General features: G+C 66.1%; 17 protein-coding genes. 13 read left to right on the top strand and 4 right to left on the bottom strand.

Going from position 1 to position 18,915, the window contains the following annotated elements; translation table 11 throughout:
- Position 1: 1 nt before the first annotated feature.
- The 3 genes from dapC to map are packed head-to-tail and all read right to left on the bottom strand — an operon-like array spanning position 2 to position 4,769.
- On the bottom strand, positions 2-1,219 hold the full coding sequence (dapC, locus tag AAF184_05220) for a succinyldiaminopimelate transaminase (GenBank protein MEO0421712.1): 1,218 nt from the start codon (positions 1,217-1,219) through the stop codon (positions 2-4).
- A 37-nt stretch (positions 1,220-1,256) separates the two neighbouring features.
- Positions 1,257-3,998: a [protein-PII] uridylyltransferase gene (gene glnD / locus AAF184_05225; protein MEO0421713.1), complete on the bottom strand. Its 2,742-nt coding sequence runs from the start codon at positions 3,996-3,998 to the stop codon at positions 1,257-1,259.
- Between the two features lie 3 nt (positions 3,999-4,001).
- On the bottom strand, positions 4,002-4,769 hold the full coding sequence (gene map, locus AAF184_05230; protein ID MEO0421714.1) for a type I methionyl aminopeptidase: 768 nt from the start codon (positions 4,767-4,769) through the stop codon (positions 4,002-4,004).
- Positions 4,770-4,981: 212 nt separating this feature from the next.
- Between map and rpsB the strand changes: the two genes are divergently transcribed.
- The 13 genes from rpsB to lpxB all read left to right on the top strand — a co-directional run bounded on the left by rpsB (position 4,982) and on the right by lpxB (position 18,101).
- Complete coding sequence (gene rpsB / locus AAF184_05235; GenBank protein MEO0421715.1) at positions 4,982-5,932, top strand: 30S ribosomal protein S2; 951 nt, start codon at positions 4,982-4,984, stop codon at positions 5,930-5,932.
- A 137-nt stretch (positions 5,933-6,069) separates the two neighbouring features.
- The gene (tsf, locus tag AAF184_05240; protein ID MEO0421716.1) at positions 6,070-6,948 is read left to right on the top strand and encodes a translation elongation factor Ts; all 879 of its coding nucleotides are present in this window, start codon (positions 6,070-6,072) and stop codon (positions 6,946-6,948) included.
- 36 nt (positions 6,949-6,984) lie between these two features.
- Positions 6,985-7,719, top strand: a complete 735-nt coding sequence (gene pyrH, locus AAF184_05245; protein MEO0421717.1) for a UMP kinase — start codon at positions 6,985-6,987, stop codon at positions 7,717-7,719.
- A gap of 65 nt (positions 7,720-7,784) precedes the next feature.
- Positions 7,785-8,342 (top strand): ribosome recycling factor, encoded by a 558-nt coding sequence (gene frr / locus AAF184_05250; GenBank protein MEO0421718.1) that lies wholly within the window; start codon positions 7,785-7,787, stop codon positions 8,340-8,342.
- A 3-nt stretch (positions 8,343-8,345) separates the two neighbouring features.
- On the top strand, positions 8,346-9,113 hold the full coding sequence (uppS, locus tag AAF184_05255; GenBank protein ID MEO0421719.1) for a polyprenyl diphosphate synthase: 768 nt from the start codon (positions 8,346-8,348) through the stop codon (positions 9,111-9,113).
- 57 nt (positions 9,114-9,170) lie between these two features.
- Entirely contained in the window at positions 9,171-10,019 is an 849-nt protein-coding gene (locus AAF184_05260; GenBank protein MEO0421720.1) for a phosphatidate cytidylyltransferase, read from the top strand.
- Between the two features lie 166 nt (positions 10,020-10,185).
- The gene (gene rseP / locus AAF184_05265; protein MEO0421721.1) at positions 10,186-11,559 is read left to right on the top strand and encodes an RIP metalloprotease RseP; all 1,374 of its coding nucleotides are present in this window, start codon (positions 10,186-10,188) and stop codon (positions 11,557-11,559) included.
- Positions 11,560-11,594: 35 nt separating this feature from the next.
- Positions 11,595-13,997, top strand: coding sequence for an outer membrane protein assembly factor BamA (gene bamA, locus AAF184_05270; GenBank protein ID MEO0421722.1), 2,403 nt, complete (start codon positions 11,595-11,597; stop codon positions 13,995-13,997).
- A 50-nt stretch (positions 13,998-14,047) separates the two neighbouring features.
- A complete protein-coding gene (locus AAF184_05275; protein ID MEO0421723.1) occupies positions 14,048-14,563 on the top strand; it encodes an OmpH family outer membrane protein in 516 nt (171 codons plus the stop codon).
- Between the two features lie 16 nt (positions 14,564-14,579).
- Positions 14,580-15,623: a UDP-3-O-(3-hydroxymyristoyl)glucosamine N-acyltransferase gene (gene lpxD / locus AAF184_05280; GenBank protein MEO0421724.1), complete on the top strand. Its 1,044-nt coding sequence runs from the start codon at positions 14,580-14,582 to the stop codon at positions 15,621-15,623.
- A gap of 45 nt (positions 15,624-15,668) precedes the next feature.
- Positions 15,669-16,109 carry a 3-hydroxyacyl-ACP dehydratase FabZ gene (gene fabZ / locus AAF184_05285; GenBank protein MEO0421725.1) on the top strand — a complete coding sequence of 147 codons (441 nt, stop codon included), beginning with the start codon at positions 15,669-15,671 and terminating at the stop codon, positions 16,107-16,109.
- Positions 16,106-16,879 (top strand): acyl-ACP--UDP-N-acetylglucosamine O-acyltransferase, encoded by a 774-nt coding sequence (gene lpxA, locus AAF184_05290; protein ID MEO0421726.1) that lies wholly within the window; start codon positions 16,106-16,108, stop codon positions 16,877-16,879. Before fabZ ends, lpxA begins: the two co-directional genes overlap by 4 nt.
- Before the next feature lie 22 nt (positions 16,880-16,901).
- Positions 16,902-18,101, top strand: coding sequence for a lipid-A-disaccharide synthase (gene lpxB, locus AAF184_05295; protein MEO0421727.1), 1,200 nt, complete (start codon positions 16,902-16,904; stop codon positions 18,099-18,101).
- 1 nt (position 18,102) lies between these two features.
- Here the strand turns inward: lpxB and ppk2 are convergent, their stop codons facing one another.
- On the bottom strand, positions 18,103-18,894 hold the full coding sequence (ppk2, locus tag AAF184_05300; GenBank protein ID MEO0421728.1) for a polyphosphate kinase 2: 792 nt from the start codon (positions 18,892-18,894) through the stop codon (positions 18,103-18,105).
- Positions 18,895-18,915 lie beyond the last annotated feature (21 nt).

Raw genomic sequence — 18,915 nt, forward strand, 5'->3', positions numbered from 1 at the left:
ATCACGGTGTGACTGGAGCGAGGGCGTCGAGCAGAGCGCGCAAGCGCTGCAGCGCTTGCGTGCAAGCCTCCACGGTCGGGACCAGCGAAATGCGCACGCGATCTGCGCCTGGAATGCGGCCGGAGGAGTCGTCGCGACGCGCCATGTAGGCGCCCGGCAGGAGCTTGAGCGCCTGTCGCGCCCACGCCTCGCGCGCGAAGCGTTCCGCGTCGATCGGTGGCCGTGCCCAGAGGTAGAAGCTCGCCGGGGGAATCGCGGCATCGAAGGCGGCCGGCAGGTGGGCGCGGGCGAGGGCGAACTTCTCGCGGTAGGCGGCGCGGTTCTCGCGAACGTGCGCCTCGTCCCCCCAGGCGGCGATACTCGCGTGCTGGGTCGGCAGGGGCATGGCGCACCCGTGGTAGGTGCGATACCGGCGAAATGCGCTCATCAGGCGGGCGTCGCCGGCGACGAAACCGCTGCGCAGCCCCGGTAGGTTCGATCGCTTGGAGAGTGAATGGAAGACGGCGCAGCGGGCGAAGGTGTCCTCGCCAAGGCTGGTGGCCGCCGCCAACAGGCCCGCTGGGGGTGCCGACTCATCGAGGTAGAGCTCGCTGTAGCACTCATCGCTGAAGACGACGAAGTCGTGGCGGTGGGCGAGTTCGATCGCGTGCCTGAGGGTCGCTAGGTCGGCGACTGCCCCCGTGGGGTTGCCGGGCGTGCATAGCACCAACAACTGGCAGTCACGCCAGACGTGCTCCGGCACGCGGTCGAGATTCACCGCCCAACCGTCGTCTTCCTCGAGTGCGAGGTACCACGGACGAGCGCCCGCGAGCAGAGTCGCGCCCTCGTAGATTTGATAGCCAGGGTTGGGGACCACCACCGTGGGGTGCTTGCCAGCGCTGGAATCCAGCGTGGCGTGCAGGCAAGAGTAGAGACCCTCTCGGGTACCGCAGACGGGAAGCACATGTCGCTCAGGGTCCACCGCCGTCAGCTCGAATCGGGCTTGCAGCCATTGCGCGATGGCCTCACGCAGGGCCGGGAGGCCCGTGGTGGTCGGATACCGCGTCAGCTGGTGGAGATGGCGCTGCAGGCTCTGCACTACGAAGGTGGGGGCGGCGTGCTGGGGCTCGCCGAGGGCGAGCGAAATCGGCGCCAGCGCCGCGGGAGGTTCCACGCCTGCGAGGAGCTTCCCGAGGCGCTCGAAGGGGTAGTCGTGGAGCTGGCCAAGGCGGGGGTTCATCGACGCGTGGACGATGCCGCCGGCGGCGCCTGGCTCCTCAGGCACCCGTGCCCCGGGTGCGCTGCTGGGCGTCGTCGGGCTCATGCAGTGCGCTCAGCAGCAGCTCCTTGAGCTGCGCGCAGGCAGCGTCCGAGAGCGGCGCGCCCGACTCGTCCGTGAGGATGAACACGTCCTCGGCACGTTCGCCGATGGTGGAGATCTTGGCCGTGTGCAGCTGCACGCCCGCCTCGCGCAGGGCCGTGCCCGCATCGAAGAGCAGCCGGGGGCGATCCGGCGCGACGAGCTCCATCACCGTGTGCCCGGCGCGTGCGTCGGTGGCGAAGTCGATGCGCGTCCGGGTGGAGAACAGGCGCACGCGACGCGGGGTCTTGCGCGACACGGCGGGCTCGAGGCTATCGCCGGTCATCGCTTGGCGCAGGCGTTGTTCCAGCTCGCTCACGCGGGCTGCGTCATCGAGGGTGTTGCCACTCTCATCCAACACCACGTAGGTGTCGAGGCTCGCCTGGTTGGCGACCACCGAGAGGCGGGCTTCGAACACGTTCAGTCCCAACTCGGCGAACACCGCCGTGGAGCGAGCGAAGTTGGCGGGCGAGTAGGGTTTGTAGATGAGCACCCCCGTGCCGCCGCGCTTGGGCTCACGAGCCACCGCGATGAGCGACTCGGCGCCATCCATGGCGAGCGGAGCGAGACGGTTGCTGTGCCAGATCACCTCCTGCGGCGAATGGCGCAGGAAGTACTCGTCCGTGAAGCGATCCCACACGCTGTCGATCGCCTCCGGCTCCAACCCACCCTCGAGCAGCTGTTCCCGAGCCGCCTCCTGGGTTTGCTCGATCAGCTCCTCGCGGTCGATCGGATTCTCCAGGCCCCGGCGCAGGGCCCGGCGCGTGGCCTGGTGCAGTTCGCGGAAGAGCGAGGCCTTCCAGGAGTTCCAGAGCTTGGGATTGGTGCCGCGAACGTCCGCCACGGTGAGCACGTAGAGGTAGTCCAGGTGGGTCTCGTCCCCGACCACGGACGCAAACTCGTGCAGCACCTCCGGATCGCTGATGTCCTTCTTCTGCGCCGTGACCGAGAGCAGCAGGTGGTGGCGCACCAACCAGGCGACCAGGCGCGCGTCGTAGCGCGGCAGGCCGAGCTCGAGGCAGAAGGCCTCGGCGTCCACCGCGCCCAGCTCCGAGTGGTCACCGCCGCGGCCCTTGGCAATATCGTGGAAGAGGGCGCCGAGGTAGGCGATCTCCGGCTTCGGCAGCGCCTGCATGACATCGCTGACGTCGGGGAACTCCTCATCGAAGCGCGAGAGGGCCAGGCGGCGCAGGTTGCGCAGCACGAACAGCGTGTGCTCGTCCACGGTGTAGGTGTGGAAGAGATCGAACTGCATGCGTCCTACCACCCGACCGAAGGCTGGGATGTAGCGCCCGAGTACGCCAAGCGCGTTCATGCGGCGTAGCTCGCGGGTCACGCCCTCGGGCGCTCGCAGCAGTTGTACGAACATCCGATGGTGGCGGGGGTTCTGGCGGAACTCCTCGTCGATCAGGTGCAGATTCTTGCGCACGGAGCGGATCGTACTCGCGCTAAGCCCGCGCAGGTGATAGTGCTGCTGCAGGATGAGGAACATCTCGAGCAGGGCCGAGGGCTCCTGCGCGAACACGCCCTCATGGCGCACGCGCATGTAGTCGCGATGGATCTCGAAGCGCTCGTTGATCGGCGTCGGCGCCTGATCGGCATCGGCGTCGATGATCGCCTCGCGCAGCATCTGCAGCAGCATATCGTTCAGGCGCGAGAGCTCCTTCACGGTGCGGTAGTAGCGCTGCATGAATTGTTCGACAGCGAGCGTGTAGCTGGCGTCCTCGTAACCGAACATCTTCGCTAGGCGAGTCTGCAGGTCGAAGAGCAGGCGGTCCTCGCGACGGCCGCTGGCCAGGTGCAGGGCGAAGCGGATGCGCCACAGGAAACGTTGTCCGGAGAGCAGGGCCTGGTATTCGTCCGGCGTGAGGAATCCCTGATCGGCGAGCTGGTCGAGGGTGTAGGTGTTGAAGTGGCGCTGGGTCACCCAGGCGACGGTCTGGATATCGCGCAGACCGCCCGGGCTGCCCTTGACGTTGGGCTCGAGGTTGTAAGCCGTGTCGTGGTAGCGCGCGTGGCGCTGGGCCTGCTCCTCGGTCTTCGCTTCGAAGAACGCCGTGGAGGGCCACATGCGGGCCGGGCTGATCGCCTCCTGCATGCGGGCGAAGTGCTCCGACGCCCCCGCCAGCCAGCGCGACTCCATCAGGGCCGTGACCACGGTGACGTCGCTGCGCGCTTCGCGCTCGCAGTCGCGCACGGTGCGGATGCTGTGGCCGACCTCCAGGCCCACATCCCACAGGGTGGTGATCATCTGGCTGATGGGATCCTGCTTGTCCTTCGGCGAGGCGCCGTCGGGCAGCAGCAGCATGATGTCGATGTCCGAGCACGGGTGGAGCTCGCCGCGGCCGTAGCCACCGACGGCGATCAGCGCGATGGGCATCTCACAGGCGTCGAACACGCGGTGCCAGATGCGGGTGAGCACTTCGTCCACCAGGGCGGCGCGGCCGCGCACCAGCGACTCGATGCTGTCACCGGCCTCGAAGCGTCGGTGTAGTTCGCTATGGCCGAAGGCCAAGGCCTCGCGAAATAAGGTGATCGACTCCTCTTGAGGCGCACTCGCCGCACGGTCGAGCGTCTCCCGCGGCAGCCATTTGGCGGCGCTATCGCCGGCGAGGGTGCTCGCGGCGAGGCCAGGTTCGGCTGAGTAGAGTGGCGCCATCGATCAGATGTCGCCGGCGGATCCGAGCGTCAGGACCTCGAAGCCGTCGCGGGTGACGAGGATCGTGTGCTCCCACTGAGCTGAGAGCGAGTGGTCCTTGGTCACCACCGTCCAGCCGTCGGGGAGCAGGCGCACGTGGCGCTTGCCCGCATTGACCATGGGTTCGATGGTGAAGGTCATGCCTTCCTCCAGGGTGACGCCGGCGCCTGGCTTGCCGTAGTGCAGAACCTGCGGCTCCTCGTGGAAGATCCGGCCGATGCCGTGGCCGCAGTACTCGCGCACGATGGTGCAGTTCTCCCCTTCGACGAAGGTCTGGATCGCGTGGCCGATGTCGCCGAGGGTGGTGCCGGGGCGGACCAGCTCGATGCCCCGCCGCATGCCCTCGTGGGCCACCTTCGAGACCCGGTCGGCGATCACCGCCGGTTTGCCGACGTAGAACATACGACTCGTATCGCCGTGGAAGCTGTCCTTTATCACGGTGATGTCGATATTCACGATGTCGCCGGCCCGCAGTTTCTTGTTCGACGGGATGCCGTGGCACACGACGTGGTTGACCGATGTGCAGATCGATTTGGGAAATCCCTTGTAGTTCAGGGGCGCGGGAATCGCCTCCAACTGCTCGGTGATGTAGCGGTGGCAGATGTCGTTGAGCTCATCTGTGGTCACACCGGGGCTGACATGCTCGCCGATCATGTCCAGTACCTGTGCCGCGGCCGCTCCCGCTGCACGCATTTTTTCCTGATCTTCCGGGGACTTGATGCTAATCGCCATATTCGAACTTGGGTACCGAACCGATTGTCGCTGAGGGGATTCCGTGCTATAAAGCGCCCGCCATTTTGGCATAGCAGCAACCGGTGGCTCCAGCAGCCGCCAACACTTCTCACACACGTCGTCACACTCCGGTTGGGTGCCTGGCCGATCCTGCAAGGGTCCGCGGGTTTCCGGGTGGGGCGTGTGGAGGCCTAACCCGGAGAGAAAATCAGATGGCTACTCCTTCCATGCGTCAGATGCTGGAGGCCGGTGTGCATTTTGGCCACCAGTCTCGCTACTGGAACCCGAAGATGGCTCCTTACATCTTCGGCGAACGCAACAAGATCCACATCATCAACCTCGAGCGCACGCTGCCCCTGTATCAGGAAGCGGCGGGCTTCGTGAAGAACATGGTGTCCAACGGCGGTCGGATCATGTTCGTGGGCACCAAGCGCGCCGCGCGCGATACGCTCGCTCGCGAAGCGTCCCGCTGTGACATGCCCTTCGTGTCCCACCGTTGGCTCGGCGGTATGCTCACCAACTTCCGCACGGTGCGTCAGTCGATCAAGCGTCTGAAGGAGCTGGAGACCCAGCTCGAGGACGGCACCTTCGATCGCCTTGCGAAGAAGGAAGCCCTGAACCGTCGCCGCGAGCTCGAGAAGCTGGAGCGCAGCCTCGGCGGTATCAAGAACATGCCCGGCCTGCCCGATGCCCTGTTCATCGTCGACGTCGGTCACGAGACGATCGCGCTGAACGAGGCGCGCAAGCTGAACATCCCCGTGGTTGGGGTGGTGGACACGAACTGCTCCCCCGAGCGCGTGGACTACCCTATCCCGGGCAACGACGACGCCATGCGCGCCATCGAGCTCTACACCATGGGTATCGCCGACGCGGTGCTCGAGGGTCGCGAGTCCTCGCCGGCGCTCGATCTCGGTGGTGAGGACGACTTCGTCGAACTCGATGAGGACGGTAAGCCGCGCAAGGCGGGCGACAACGGTCGTCGCGACGCCCGCGGTCGTGGCAACAAGCGTCGTGGCGGCGGCAGCGGCGGCGGTGCTCGCCGTGCGGCGGCGAGTGCAGAGCCTGCCCCGGCGCCGGCCAGCGAGGCCTCGGCAGCGGAAGCGCCGGCGGCGGCAGCGCCAGCAGAGGATAAGGGCGGCGACGGCGACGCGAGCGCCTCGTAAGCCATCACGCCTGCTACCGCCCGCGGCGGCCGCCGGTCACGGCGATCGCCGGTGGGCGGGATGAGAGAGAACGCCACACCGCGCGCCGTTGCGACGGCGGCGCGGCATCTTTGGCCCCAGCTGAGGAATATCAGGACATGAAGATCAGCGCTGACATGGTGCGCCAGCTCCGGGAGCGTACCGGCGCCGGCATGATGGAGTGCAAGAAGGCACTGGTGGAGACCGAGGGCGACCTCGACGCCGCTGCCGAGAACCTGCGCAAGGCCGGCATCGCCAAGGCCGACAAGAAGGCTGGCCGCGTCGCTGCCGAGGGCGTCATCGCCGCGGCGGTGGCTGACAGCGGCAAGCAAGCCGTGCTCGTGGAAGTGAACAGCGAGACCGACTTCGTCGGCAATGGCGATGATTTCCGCGGTTTCGCGCACGCCGTCGCCGCCGTCGCCCTGCGCTTGGGCAACGAAGACGTGGCGGCGCTCGCGGGCGCCGAGTTCGCTGACGGCAAGACCGTGGACGAGGCTCGTCGCGAGCTGACCGCTCGGGTCGGCGAGAACATCACCGTGCGCCGCATCTCCCAAGTCGCGAGCGACGGTGCCATCGCCCACTACTCTCACGGCGGGCGCATCGGCGTGCTCGTGGCCTACCAGGGTGGCGATGAGCAACTCGGCCAGGATCTGGCGATGCACGTGGCTGCTGCCAAGCCCCAGTTTCTCGATGAGGCCGCGGTTCCCGGTGACACCGTCGCCAAGGAGCGCGAGATCCTGATCGCCCAGGCGGAGGGGTCCGGCAAGCCGGCCAACATCATCGAGAAGATGGTCGAGGGTCGCCTGCGTAAGTTCCTGGGCGAGATCACCCTCATGGGCCAGCCCTTCGTCAAGGACCCCGATGTGTCCGTGAAGAAGCTTGTGTCCGGTGCCAAGGCCACCGTGAGCGCCTATCAGCGCTTTGAGGTGGGCGAGGGCATCGAGAAGGGTGGCGATGACTTCGCCGCCGAAGTGGCCGCCCTCAGCGGCGGCAACTGAGCGTAGGCGTCAGGGCACCTTGGAGCTGCCAACTGGATGAGTGCTAACGGCCCCTTGATCTACCGTCGCGTGCTGTTGAAGCTCAGCGGCGAGGCGCTGCTCGGTGGCGTCGACTACGGAATCGACCCGGCGGTGCTCAAGCGCATCGCCGGGGAGATCCACGATGTGGTCTCCCTAGGTCTGCAGGTGGCCGTCGTCATCGGCGGCGGCAACATCTTCCGCGGCGCCGGCTTGGCACGCGCCGGCATGGACCGGGTGACTGGCGATCACATGGGAATGCTCGCCACGGTCATCAACGCCCTCGCCATGCAGGATGCCCTGGAATCTTGCGGCGTGACGGCCCGGGTGATGTCCGCGATTCGCATCAACGAGGTGTGCGAGGACTACATCCGACGCCGGGCAATTCGCCATCTGGAGAAGGGTCGTGTGGTGGTGTTTGCGGCCGGTACGGGCAACCCCTTCTTCACCACGGATACGGCGGCCAGCCTGCGCGCCACCGAGATCGGTGCGGATCTGCTGATGAAGGCGACCAAGGTGGACGGTGTGTACTCGGCTGACCCGATGACCACGCCGGACGCCAAGCACTACCCGCGCCTGTCCTTCAATCAGGTGCTCGCCGATGATCTGCGCGTCATGGACACGACGGCAATCGTGATGTGTCGTGAACACAACTTGCCCCTGCGCGTGTTCAATCTGCACAATCCCGGTGGCCTCGAGCGCATCGTGCGGGGTGAAGACGTGGGGACGCTTCTGACCAACGATCCGCGGTAGCTGACGCGTAGCGATCTGGCGCCGCGGTCCTTGATGTGTCAAGGATGACGCGCCTGGAGTGACGAATGATCGAAGACATTCAAAAAGACGCCGCCGAGCGTATGGCCAAGAGCGTCGAAGCACTGCGTTCGGACCTGAAGAAGATCCGAACCGGCAGGGCCCATCCGAGCCTTCTCGATGGGTTGAGCGTGGACTACTACGGCGCCAGCGTGCCCCTGAATCAGGCCGCCAACGTCGCCGCCGCCGATGCGCGAACGCTGAGCGTCACGCCCTTCGACAAGAACATGGTGTCGGTGATCGAGAAAGCGATCATCGACAGCGACCTGGGGCTCAACCCCTCGAGCGCCGGCACGGTGATCCGCGTGCCCCTCCCCGCCCTGACCGAAGAGCGCCGTAAGCAGATGACGCGCCTCGTGCGCCAGGAAGCGGAGGCTGCGCGCGTGGCCGTGCGCAACATCCGACGGGACGCCAACCAGGACTTCAAGGAGCTCGCCAAGGAGAAGGAGATCACCGAGGACGATGAGCGCCGGGCTCAGGAGGAGACGCAGAAGCTCACGGACAAGTACGTCGCGCAAATCGACGATGTGCTCTCGGAAAAAGAAGCCGAGCTGATGGAGGTCTGACCGGTGAGTACGCCGGCCAGTGCAGCCAACGCACCCCTACCGCGCGAGCCGGGCGCCCTGCCTCGGCACGTCGCGATCATCATGGATGGCAACGGCCGCTGGGCCACCAACCGCTCTCTGCCCCGTAGTGCCGGACACCGCGCGGGTGTGAAGGCGACGCGGGCGGTGGTGCGAGCTTGTGCCGAGCGCGGCATCGAGACGCTCACACTGTTCGCCTTCTCCAGCGAGAACTGGGAGCGGCCCCGACGCGAGGTGGGTCTCCTAATGACCTTATTCGCCGAGGCGCTGCGCAACGAGGTGGCCGAACTGGACCGCAACGATGTGCGCCTGGAGTTCATCGGCAATCGCGACGCCCTCAATCCGCAGCTGCAAAAGCTGATGGTCGAGGCCGAGCAGACCACCCGTGAAAATTCAGGTCTGCGCCTGGTTATCGCCGTGTCCTACGGCGGACGCTGGGATCTGACCCAGGCGGCCAAGCAGCTCGCCGCCGACGCCCGCGACGGCAAGCTCGACCCCGATCATATCGGCGAGGAGCACCTGCACGAGCGCTTGGAGCTGACCCAGCTGCCCGATCCGGACCTCTTCATTCGCACCGGTGGCGAGCGTCGCGTGAGCAACTTCCTGTTGTGGAATCTGGCCTACACAGAGCTGCACTTCACCGATTGCCTATGGCCGGACTTCGATGCGGCGGCTCTCGATGAGGCCCTCGAATTCTTCGCGCACCGAGAGCGCCGCTTTGGGCGCCTAGTCGGTCAGGCTCCTGGCGCGTAGGCGGCGCGCTCGCCCGCCCATGGTGCGCCCGCATCGTCGACACCCAAGGCTCAGGCGGTGCTGATCAAGCGTGCGCTAACCGGTATCGCGCTGGCCACGGCGGTCGGCGCCAGTATCTTGCTGGGGCCTCGCTGGTCGGCGGTGTTGCTGATCGGCCTGCTGGTGCTCGCCGGTGCCTGGGAGTGGGGTGCGCTGATCGATCAGCGCCTGAGCCCCGTGGTCCGCGCGCTTTATGTTGTTGTGATCGCGCTCATCATGGTGCTCAGCTGGTTTGCCACCGCGCAGGATCCGGGCGTTGGCGTGTCGATCTGGTGGATCGCTGCCGCATGGTGGTGCCTCGCCTTGGTGATCGTGCTGCGGGCTGGCGCGGAAGGTATCGACGAAGCGGTGGATGGGGCGACGCCGCGCACGGGCTGGCAGCGTTGGGCCGTAGCCTTGGCGGGGGTGCTCTGCCTGGTGCCGGCCTGGCTGGGACTGGGCGCGGTGCATGCGCAGTCCTCCGGTGCCTGGGCGATGTTGACCATCATCGGCCTCACCGTGGCGGCCGACATCGGGGCCTATACGATAGGTCGGCTCTTCGGGCGCCGACGGCTACTGCCCCGGGTGAGCCCCGGAAAGACGCTGGAGGGCTTGGCGGGCGGTGTGGCGTGGACGGTGCTGCTGGCGCTGCTGCTGAGCGTGCTACCGGTGCCGACGCCGCCGTGGTTCCTCCTCGCCGCGGTGGTGATCGCTCTGGTCTCGGTGCTGGGCGATCTGACGGTGAGCCTCTTCAAGCGCCGGGCGGGCGTCAAGCACAGTGGCACCTTGCTCCCTGGCCACGGTGGGGTGCTCGACCGTATCGACAGTTTTTGCGCGACGGCACCCGCCTGGGCCCTGTGGCTGGCCGTCGCAGGGGGTAGCGCGTGAAGCGCCAGCGGCCGGAACCAACGCAGCACGCGACGGGTCTGAGTCTGGCAACCAGCGGTGAGGCCAGCGGTGAGGTTTGCGCGGCTAAGCCCTTATACTGTCGCGTTTGCGCGGCGAGCGAATGGGCTCCCGCGCGTCTGAGTAAGAACCGGTCTCGAGTGACACGATGACGATACTTACCTACGTCTTTGCCTTCTTGTTCGCGGTCGGCCTGCTGGTCGCCGTGCACGAGTATGGCCATTACTGGATGGCTCGGCGTCTGGGCTTCAAGGTGCTGCGCTTCTCCGTGGGCTTTGGCAAGCCTCTCCTACGCCGCGTGGCTGGCGCCGACCGCACGGAGTACGTGCTGGGCAGCCTCCCGCTCGGCGGCTATGTGAAGATGCTCGACGAGCGCGAGGGGCCGATCCCTGAGCACGAGGTCCACCGCTCCTACAATCGCCGCCCGCCCTTGCACCGCATCGCGGTCCTCACGGCGGGGCCCGCCGCGAATTTTCTGTTTGCGATCGCCGCTTTCTGGCTGATCTTCCTCGTCGGGATGCCGGGCTTGCGGCCCTTCGTCGGCGCCGCCGAGGCGGGCTCGCCCGCCGCTGTCGCAGGCCTCCAGGAGGAGGACCTGATCGTCGCGGTGGACGGCAACGAGGTGCAGACCTGGGAAGGCGCACTGCTCGCGATCTACCGCACCGTGCTCGACGACGGCGAGGTGCCGCTGACGGTGCAGCGCGCCGGCGCCAGCGGTCGCGAGTTCGTGGTGCTGCGACCCACCGCTTCCCTGCGCGAGCTGACCCGACCGGGGGAACTGCTGCCGGGACTCGGCCTCAACGTCTGGTTTCCCGACGTACCCCCGATCATCGGCGAAGTGCCGAGCGACGGCCCGGCGGCGCGTGCCGGCCTGTCGCCAGGCGACCGGATCGTGGCGGTGGGCGACGCTCGCGTGGAGACGTGGAGCGACTTCGTCGATCAGGTGCGTCCCTTCCCTGGCCGTAGCACCTCGTTTGCAGTGACCCGCGCCGACGGTAGCGAAGCGGTTCTGGACATCACCCTCGGCGAGCAGGTGGAGGGCGAGCAGCGCGTCGGCTACGCGGGCGTGGCGGCAGCCCCCCTGCCTCGCGAGACGATCGATCAGCTGTGGTCCGAACAGCGCTTCGGCCCGGTCACGGCGGCCCGCAACGCGGCCGCCAAAACCTGGGAGATGACCAGCCTGACCCTCGATCTGTTCCGACGCATGCTCTTCGGACAGGTGTCGATGGAGAACCTCTCGGGGCCGATCAACATCGCAGTCTATGCGGGGGATACCTTCCGCAGCGGCTTCGTGGATTTCGTGCGCTTCCTGGCGCTGGTCAGCGTTAGCCTCGGGCTCATCAATCTGATGCCCGTGCCGATGCTGGACGGCGGGCAAATTGTGTTTACGGCGATAGAGGGTGTGCGGGGTAGTCCCCTGTCCGATCGCGTTCAGCTGCTCGGTCAGCAAGTGGGGATATTCGCCGTGTTAGCGCTCATGACCCTCGCCTTGTACAACGATCTGTCGAGGCTCATCGGATGATGCATTTGCTCGCGCCACGGAAGGCGAGGGCGGTATTGGGCGGCCTCCTGATGGGCTTGCTCGTGTGCCTCTCGGCACCGTCCTTCGCCCAGGTCGCGGCCAACGCCAACTTCACCGTGCAGGACCTGCGCGTGGAGGGCTTGCGCCGAATCTCCGAAGGCACGGTGTACAACTACCTGCCTATCAACATCGGTGATCAGCTCAACCCCGTGCGCCTTCGCGAAGCCTTCCGTGCGCTCTACGCGCAGGGGTTCTTCGATGGGATCGAGTTTCGCCGCGATGGCAACACGCTGATCGTGGTGGTGCGCGAGCGCCCGTCGATCGCGTCCTTCGACATCAGCGGTAACGAGGATATCAAGACCGAGGATCTTCTCGGGTCACTGCGTGAGGTGGGCCTCTCGCCTGGCCGCTCCTTCGATCGCTCCGTCCTCGATAGCGTCACCCAGTTCCTCACCCAGCAGTACTTCGAACGCGGCAAGTACGGCGTCACGGTGGACACCTCGGTGACCGATCTGCCGGACAACCGCGTCAGCATCCAGGTCTTCGTCGAAGAGGGCGTGCGAGCCCGTATCCGGCAGATCAATATCGTTGGTAACGACAACTTCAAGGACAAGGAGCTGCTGGATGAGTTTCAGCTCAGCACGCCCACGCTGCTCTCGTTCCTGAACAAGCGCGATCGCTACGCCCGTGAGGCCCTGCAGGGCGACCTCGAAAGTCTGCGCTCCTTCTACATGGATCGGGGCTTCGCCTCCTTCGAGATCGAATCCACTCAGGTGGCCATCTCGCCGGACAAGCAGGACATGTTCATCACGGTGAACATCGAAGAGGGCGAGCGCTACACCGTCTCTGAAGTGCGCATGACGGGCGATCTCGTCGTGCCCGAGGAGGATCTGTTGGGGCTGGTGTTGGCTCGGCCGGGCGAGACCTTCTCGCGCAAGCAGGTCACTCAGAGCACGGAGCTGATGGGCTACAGGCTGGGGCAGGAAGGTTACGCGTTCGCCAACATCAACCCGATTCCCGACATCAACCCCGAGACCCGCGAGGTGGCGATCAGCTTCTTCGTCGAGCCCGGTAAGCGTGTGTACGTGCGGCGGGTGAACTTCAATGGCACTACCACCGTCGATGACGATGTGTTCCGCCGCGAGATGCGTCAGTTGGAGGGGGGCTACCTCTCCAACGTGCAGCTCGAGCGCTCGGAGCAGCGCGTGCGACGCCTGCCCTTCGTGACCAACGTATCCACGGAGACCGTGCCCGTGCCGGGCTCGGACGACCTGGTCGATGTGGAAATGGAGATCGAGGAAGGCCTGCCCGGACAGTTCGGCGGCGGCATCGGATTCTCCGGCACGCAGGGTATCCTGCTCAACGGTAACTTCACGCACACCAACTTCCTCGGCCGCGGCACCCGCCTCGCCGCGGACCTCAACCTCGGCCAGTTCGTGACCTCCGCGCAGGTCTCGCACACCAACCCCTACTGGACCAAGGACGGTGTGCAGCTAACGCTCGGGCTCGGCTACCGCGATTCCACCCAGTTCATCATCGGCGCGTCGGACTTCTCCACCGAGACCATCAACGCGAGCTTCGAGTTTGGTGTGCCGATCTCAGAGTTCGGTTTCTTCCGCTACGGCTTGGCGTTCCAGAGTGCGGATCTCGTCACGGGCCAGTTCAGCGCCGAGCAGGCGCGGGCCTTCGTGCTCAACAACGGCGATACCTTCGAGGTGGCGGACGGGTTCTTCGGCACCAACTTCCGCACCATCGAGGCGTTCCTGGGCTGGGGCCGTGACACGCGTAACCGCGTGATCTTCGCTACCCGCGGCAGCCGCCAGCGCCTGACGCTCGGCGTGACCGCGCCCGAAGTGAGCGACGTCGAGTACTTCACCGCGCGCTACGACTACCTGAAGTACATCAACCTGCCGGGCCGCTGGGGCATCCGCGCGAACGCGGAGCTGGGCTATGGTCAGCCCCTTAACGAGACGACGGACCTGCCACCGTTCAAGAACTTCTTTGCCGGTGGACCGGGCTCGGTACGTGGCTATCGCAACGGCTTCCTCGGGCCTCGTGACTCGTTCAACAACCCCTACGGCGGTAACGTCAAGGTGGTAGGCAACCTCGAACTGCTGGTGCCGACGCCCGAGAACTTCGGCGATAGCACGCGGTTTGCCATCTTTTACGACATCGGCAACATCTTCTACGAAGGCGACACTGACTTCTGTACGGCACGGGCGGACAATGGCAACCTGGTGGGTACGTCCTGCAGCACGCCCAGCGCCAACCGAACTGACTTCGGATTCGATCTGAACGAGTTGCGCAGCTCCGTCGGTGTCGGCGTCGAGTGGCTAGCGCCCCTCGGTACCTTCCGGTTCAGTCTCGCCGTCCCGCTCAACGCGGGTCCTCTAGACGAAGTCGAGCGGTTCCAGTTCTCCGTGGGCCAGACGTTCTGATTGCTGCCCACGCTTATTACCTAATGAAAAGGAAAACAGAGGTATACCTCATGCGACAAGCGACCAAAGCCATGTTCCTGAGCGTTGCGCTGATGCTCTGCGCCACGACCGCTGCCACCGCCGCCGACCTGAAGGTGGGCGTGGTGGATTTCGCCCGCCTGGTGGAGGCCGCTCCGCAATCCCAGTCCGTGCAGGAGCAGCTGAACCAACAGTTCGCGCCGCGCTTGAAGGAAGTGCAGAACGAGGGCCAGGCGCTGCAGCGTGAAGTGGAGAACTTCCGTCGCGACAGCCCGGTGATGGGAGCGAGCGAGCGCGAGCGTAAGGAAGCCGACATCAAGCGCCGCGAGCTCGACTACAAGCGCAAGGAGCGCGAGCTCCAGGAAGACTTCAATATCGCCCGCAACGAATCCCTGAGCAGGCTGCAGCGCGAGTTGTTGGTGGCGGTTCAGGACTACGCGAAGAGCAAGCGCTACGATCTGCTGGTCGGCGAAGGCGTGCTCTACGCGAGCGACAAGGCCAACATCACCGACGAGGTGTTGAAGGCCCTGGAGAAGAACGCCCGCTGATCACTGGGCCACTGGCGTGCGTGGGGAGCCGCTAGCGCTCCGCTTGGGTGACCTGGCCGTGCGCGCCGGTGCATCGCTCCGGGGAGACCCGGAGCGCATGATCGCTCGCGTCGCCACCCTCGGCGATGCTGGTGAGGATGCCCTCAGTTTTCTCGCCAACCCTCGTTATTCGGGGGCACTCGCCTCGACCCGTGCCGGCGCCGTGGTGCTCCAGCCCCGGCACCTGGACGCCTGTCCGGTCGATGCGCTGATCAGCGACGACCCCTACGTCACCTACGCCCGCATCGCGGATTGGCTCTACCCGCGGACGCGACCGAGCGCTGGGGTGCACCCCTCCGCCGTGATCGGAGAGCGCGTCGAGCTGGGGTCGGGCGTGGCCATCGGCCCCAACGTCGTCATCGAGGATGAGGTCCAGATCGGGGCCAACAGCGTCGTTGGCGCAGGCTGCGTGATCGGCGCCAGCTCCCGACTGGGTGCCGGTTGCCGGCTGGCGGCCAACGTCACGCTTTGTCACGACGTCACGCTCGGGGATCGGGTGGTGCTGCACCCGGCAGTCGTGCTCGGCGCGGACGGTTTCGGCATGGCGCGCACAGCCGAAGGCTGGATCGGCGTGCCCCAGATCGGCGGGGTACGGATCGGCAACGACGTGGAGATCGGGGCCTCCACCACCATCGACCGCGGTGCCATCGGCGACACGGTCATCGGCCACGGCGTGCGCTTGGACAACCTGATCCAGGTGGCGCACAACGTCAGCATTGGCGATCACACGGTGATCGCCGCCTGCGTTGGTATCTCCGGCAGTACGCGAATCGGCCAACGCTGTATGATTGGCGGCGCAGCGTGCTTCAACGGCCATATCGAGATCGGCGATGACGTGGTGGTTACCGGCATGACCATGGTAACCAGGTCGCTCGCCGGTCCCGGCGTCTACTCCAGCGGCATTCCCGTCGAAGAGAACAAGCGCTGGGCGCGCGGCGTCGCGCGCTACAAGCAGCTCGATGATTTGGCGAGCCGCGTGAAGCGCCTGGAAAAACAGGTGACCACTCGCAACGACAACTAGGCGGAAGGGGAGACGATGGCAGCAGGAGAGCAGGGGCAGAAGCCGGTGATGGACATCCACAAGGTGATGAGCCAGCTGCCACATCGCTACCCGTTTCTTCTCGTCGATCGGGTGCTCGAGTGCGAGGCGAACAGCCACCTCGTGGCGATCAAGCAGGTCACCATCAACGAGCCGTTTTTCACGGGGCATTTCCCCCATCGACCGGTCATGCCGGGGGTCCTCATCATCGAGGCGCTGGCGCAGGCGACTGGGTTGCTCGCCTTCCAGACCCTCGGCGTGCCGGACGAGACCGTGCTCTATTACATCTGCGGGATCGATAAGGCCCGCTTCAAGCGTCCCGTGGAACCTGGGGATACGCTCACGCTGCGGGTGCGCTCCCTGCGCACGGTGAAGAACATCTGGCGCTTCGATGCGGTGGCAGAGGTGGACGGCGACGTCGCCGCGAAGGCTGAGATCATGGCTGCACGGGTGGAGATCGGCAGTTGAGAGATGAGCGCGCGGTGATTTCACCGCAGGCTCGTTTACATGACTCGGTACAGGTCGACCCCTACGCGGTGATCGGCGCTGAGGTCGAGATCGGTGAGGGCGGCCGCATCGGTGCCCACGCCGTCATCGAGGGCCCGACCACCATCGGCCCTCGCACGCGCATCTACCCTTTCGCGGCGATCGGCGGCGACCCCCAGGACAAGAAGTTCGATGACGATGAGGACAGTCGTCTCGAGATCGGAGCGGACAACACCATCCGTGAGTACTGCACCATCAACCGCGGCACCAGCGGGGGCGGTGGGGTCACCCGCATCGGCGATGGCAACTGGATCATGGCCTACGTGCACATCGCCCACGACTGCCTGGTCGGCGATCACACGGTAATGGCCAACAACACCACCCTGGCGGGCCACGTGACCGTGGACGACTACGCGGTGCTCGGCGGCTTCACCAAGGTCCATCAGTTCTGCCGCATCGGCTGTCACGCCTTCACGGCGATGGATTGTGGCCTCTCGCGCGATGTGCCCCCCTACGTGATGGCGGCCGGGCATCTGGGCGAGCCGCGGGGGGTGAACAGCGAAGGCCTCAAGCGCCGAGGCTTCACGGCCGAGCAGGTTCGTAACATCCGCAACGCCTTCAAGGTGCTCTATCGCAGCGAGCTGCGCCTGGAGCAGGCCTTGGAGCAGTTCGATGCGGTGGTCGGCGAGCAGCCCGAGCTGCAACCGCTGGTCGACTTCCTGCGCGACACCCAGCGCAGCATCATTCGCTAGCGCGCTCCCGCGGTAGGCGTCCATGACCGACCAGCGCTCTCCTCGGATCGCGCTCGTGGCCGGTGAGGCGTCCGGTGATGCGCTCGGGGCCGATCTGATCGAAGCGCTTCGAGAGCGCTACCCGAAGGCCCACGTGTTCGGCATGGCTGGGCCGCGCATGCGCGCCCTAGGCTGCCAGGCGCTCGCTGACAGCGAGGAGATCGCCGTGATGGGCCTAGCGGAGGTGATAGGTCATCTGCCGAGGTTGCTTCGCCTGCGCTCGCGCCTGTTGCGCGAGATCGCGGCGGCCGCGCCAGATCTCTTCGTCGGTATAGACTCCCCGGACTTCAACCTCGGCCTCGCCCGACGCCTGCGCTCGCGCGTGAGTGGCCTGCGCACCGTGCAATACGTGAGCCCTCAGTTCTGGGCCTGGCGCAGCGGGCGCGTGAAGCGTATCGGGGAGAGCGTGGATCACGTGCTCTGCCTGTTGCCCTTCGAGGCGGAGTTCTACGCGGAGCATGGTGTGGGTGCCACCTTCACCGGCCATCCGTTGGCTGACCGAGTGCCAATGACCAGCAATCCTGACCGCGCTCGCGCGGCGCTGGGCCTGCCGTCGGACGATGAGTCGCCCGTCGTCGCGGTATTGCCCGGCAGTCGCGAGGGCGAGGTTCGCCGGCTCGCGCAGCCCCTGGGGGACGCCATGCGTTGGCTGTTGGCACGTCGGCCGGCGGTGCGTTTCGTCAGTGCGATGGCAAACCCGACCGTGCGCAGCACCTTCGAGACCCTCCTCGCAGAGCAGCCAGGGTCGCCCCTGCCCCTCGCGTTGATCGACGGCCGTGCGAGCGAGGTGATGGCGGCTGCCGATGTGGTGCTGCTGGCCTCGGGTACGGCCACCCTCGAGGCCCTGCTCATCAAGCGGCCGATGGTGGTGTGCTATCGCGTATCGCCGGTGAGCGCCTGGGTGGCGAGACGATTGAAACTGATGACCACCGAGCGCTTCTCCTTGCCCAATCTGCTGGCGGGCGCGGACTTGGTGCCCGAGATCATGCAGGAGGCGGTCAGCGGTGAGGCCCTCGGCGCTGCCGTGCTCGAACAGCTAGAGGCATCATCCGATGCAAGGGCCAGGTTGACCAGCACCTACGAACGGCTCCACCGAATCCTGCGCCGGGGCGCCAGCCAGCGGGCCGCGCAGGCGCTGCACGAGTTGCTGCAAGGGAGGGGCGAGGGCCTCAGCTCCAGCTGATCTAGGGAGCGAGGGTGGTCAGGTCGCCGTTCGTCCGATCCTTGCCGGGCAGGCGCTCGGGGCCGAAGGCGAACAGCACCTTCTCATCGAGCAGACCCTCCGGTGCATCTGGGGGCTCCGGGGCGAGATCTGGGCAGACTTCGCGCAACAGGTGGCGGATCACGTTGAGGCGCGCCTCGCGCTTCTCATTCGTGCGCACCACCCACCAGGGGATCTCCCGTGTGTGGGTCCGGGTGAGCATCTCGTCCCGCGCGTGGGTGTACCCGTCCCAGTGCTCGAGGGCGACGGCGTCGATCGGGCTGATCTTCCACTGCTTCAGGGGATCCTCCCGCCGCGCGGCCAGGCGCTCGGCTTGCTCGTCGCGGGAGATATCGAGGTAGTACTTCAGCACGATCGTGCCCGAGTCGACCAACATCCGCTCGAAGGGCAGCACTTGGCGCAGGAAGCGCTCGTGCTGCTCGTCGTTGCAGAACCCCATCACCCGCTCCACCCCGGCGCGGTTGTACCAGCTGCGGTTGAAGAGCACGAGTTCGCCGTTGGCGGGCAGGTGATGGGCGTAGCGCTGGAAGTACCAGCTCGACGTCTCGCGGTCGGAGGGTTTGCCCAAGGCGACCACTCGCAGGTCGCGCGGGCTCAAGTGCTGGGTGATGCGCTTGATCACACCGTCCTTGCCCGAGGTGTCACGCCCCTCGAACAGCACCAATACCCGAAGTCCCTCGTCGATGATGCGCCGCTGCATGCGTACCAGCCGCACCTGAAGCGCGCGCAGCGCTTGCTTGTAGTCTGAGCTCATGGCGCCCAATCAGGCACGACT

The sequence above is a fragment of the Pseudomonadota bacterium genome (genome assembly GCA_039815145.1).
GTDB lineage: Bacteria > Pseudomonadota > Gammaproteobacteria > Steroidobacterales > JBCBZW01 > JBCBZW01.

What these genes read in the sequence shown, in the direction of transcription:
- rseP (MEO0421721.1), top strand. Translation starts at nt 10,186, where the DNA reads ATGACGATACTTACCTACGTCTTTGCCTTCTTGTTCGCGGTCGGCCTG.
- ppk2 (MEO0421728.1), bottom strand. Translation starts at nt 18,894, where the DNA reads ATGAGCTCAGACTACAAGCAAGCGCTGCGCGCGCTTCAGGTGCGGCTG.
- pyrH (MEO0421717.1), top strand. Translation starts at nt 6,985, where the DNA reads ATGAGTGCTAACGGCCCCTTGATCTACCGTCGCGTGCTGTTGAAGCTC.
- AAF184_05275 (MEO0421723.1), top strand. Translation starts at nt 14,048, where the DNA reads ATGCGACAAGCGACCAAAGCCATGTTCCTGAGCGTTGCGCTGATGCTC.
- dapC (MEO0421712.1), bottom strand. Translation starts at nt 1,219, where the DNA reads ATGAACCCCCGCCTTGGCCAGCTCCACGACTACCCCTTCGAGCGCCTC.
- tsf (MEO0421716.1), top strand. Translation starts at nt 6,070, where the DNA reads ATGAAGATCAGCGCTGACATGGTGCGCCAGCTCCGGGAGCGTACCGGC.
- frr (MEO0421718.1), top strand. Translation starts at nt 7,785, where the DNA reads ATGATCGAAGACATTCAAAAAGACGCCGCCGAGCGTATGGCCAAGAGC.
- lpxB (MEO0421727.1), top strand. Translation starts at nt 16,902, where the DNA reads ATGACCGACCAGCGCTCTCCTCGGATCGCGCTCGTGGCCGGTGAGGCG.
- map (MEO0421714.1), bottom strand. Translation starts at nt 4,769, where the DNA reads ATGGCGATTAGCATCAAGTCCCCGGAAGATCAGGAAAAAATGCGTGCA.
- glnD (MEO0421713.1), bottom strand. Translation starts at nt 3,998, where the DNA reads ATGGCGCCACTCTACTCAGCCGAACCTGGCCTCGCCGCGAGCACCCTC.
- rpsB (MEO0421715.1), top strand. Translation starts at nt 4,982, where the DNA reads ATGGCTACTCCTTCCATGCGTCAGATGCTGGAGGCCGGTGTGCATTTT.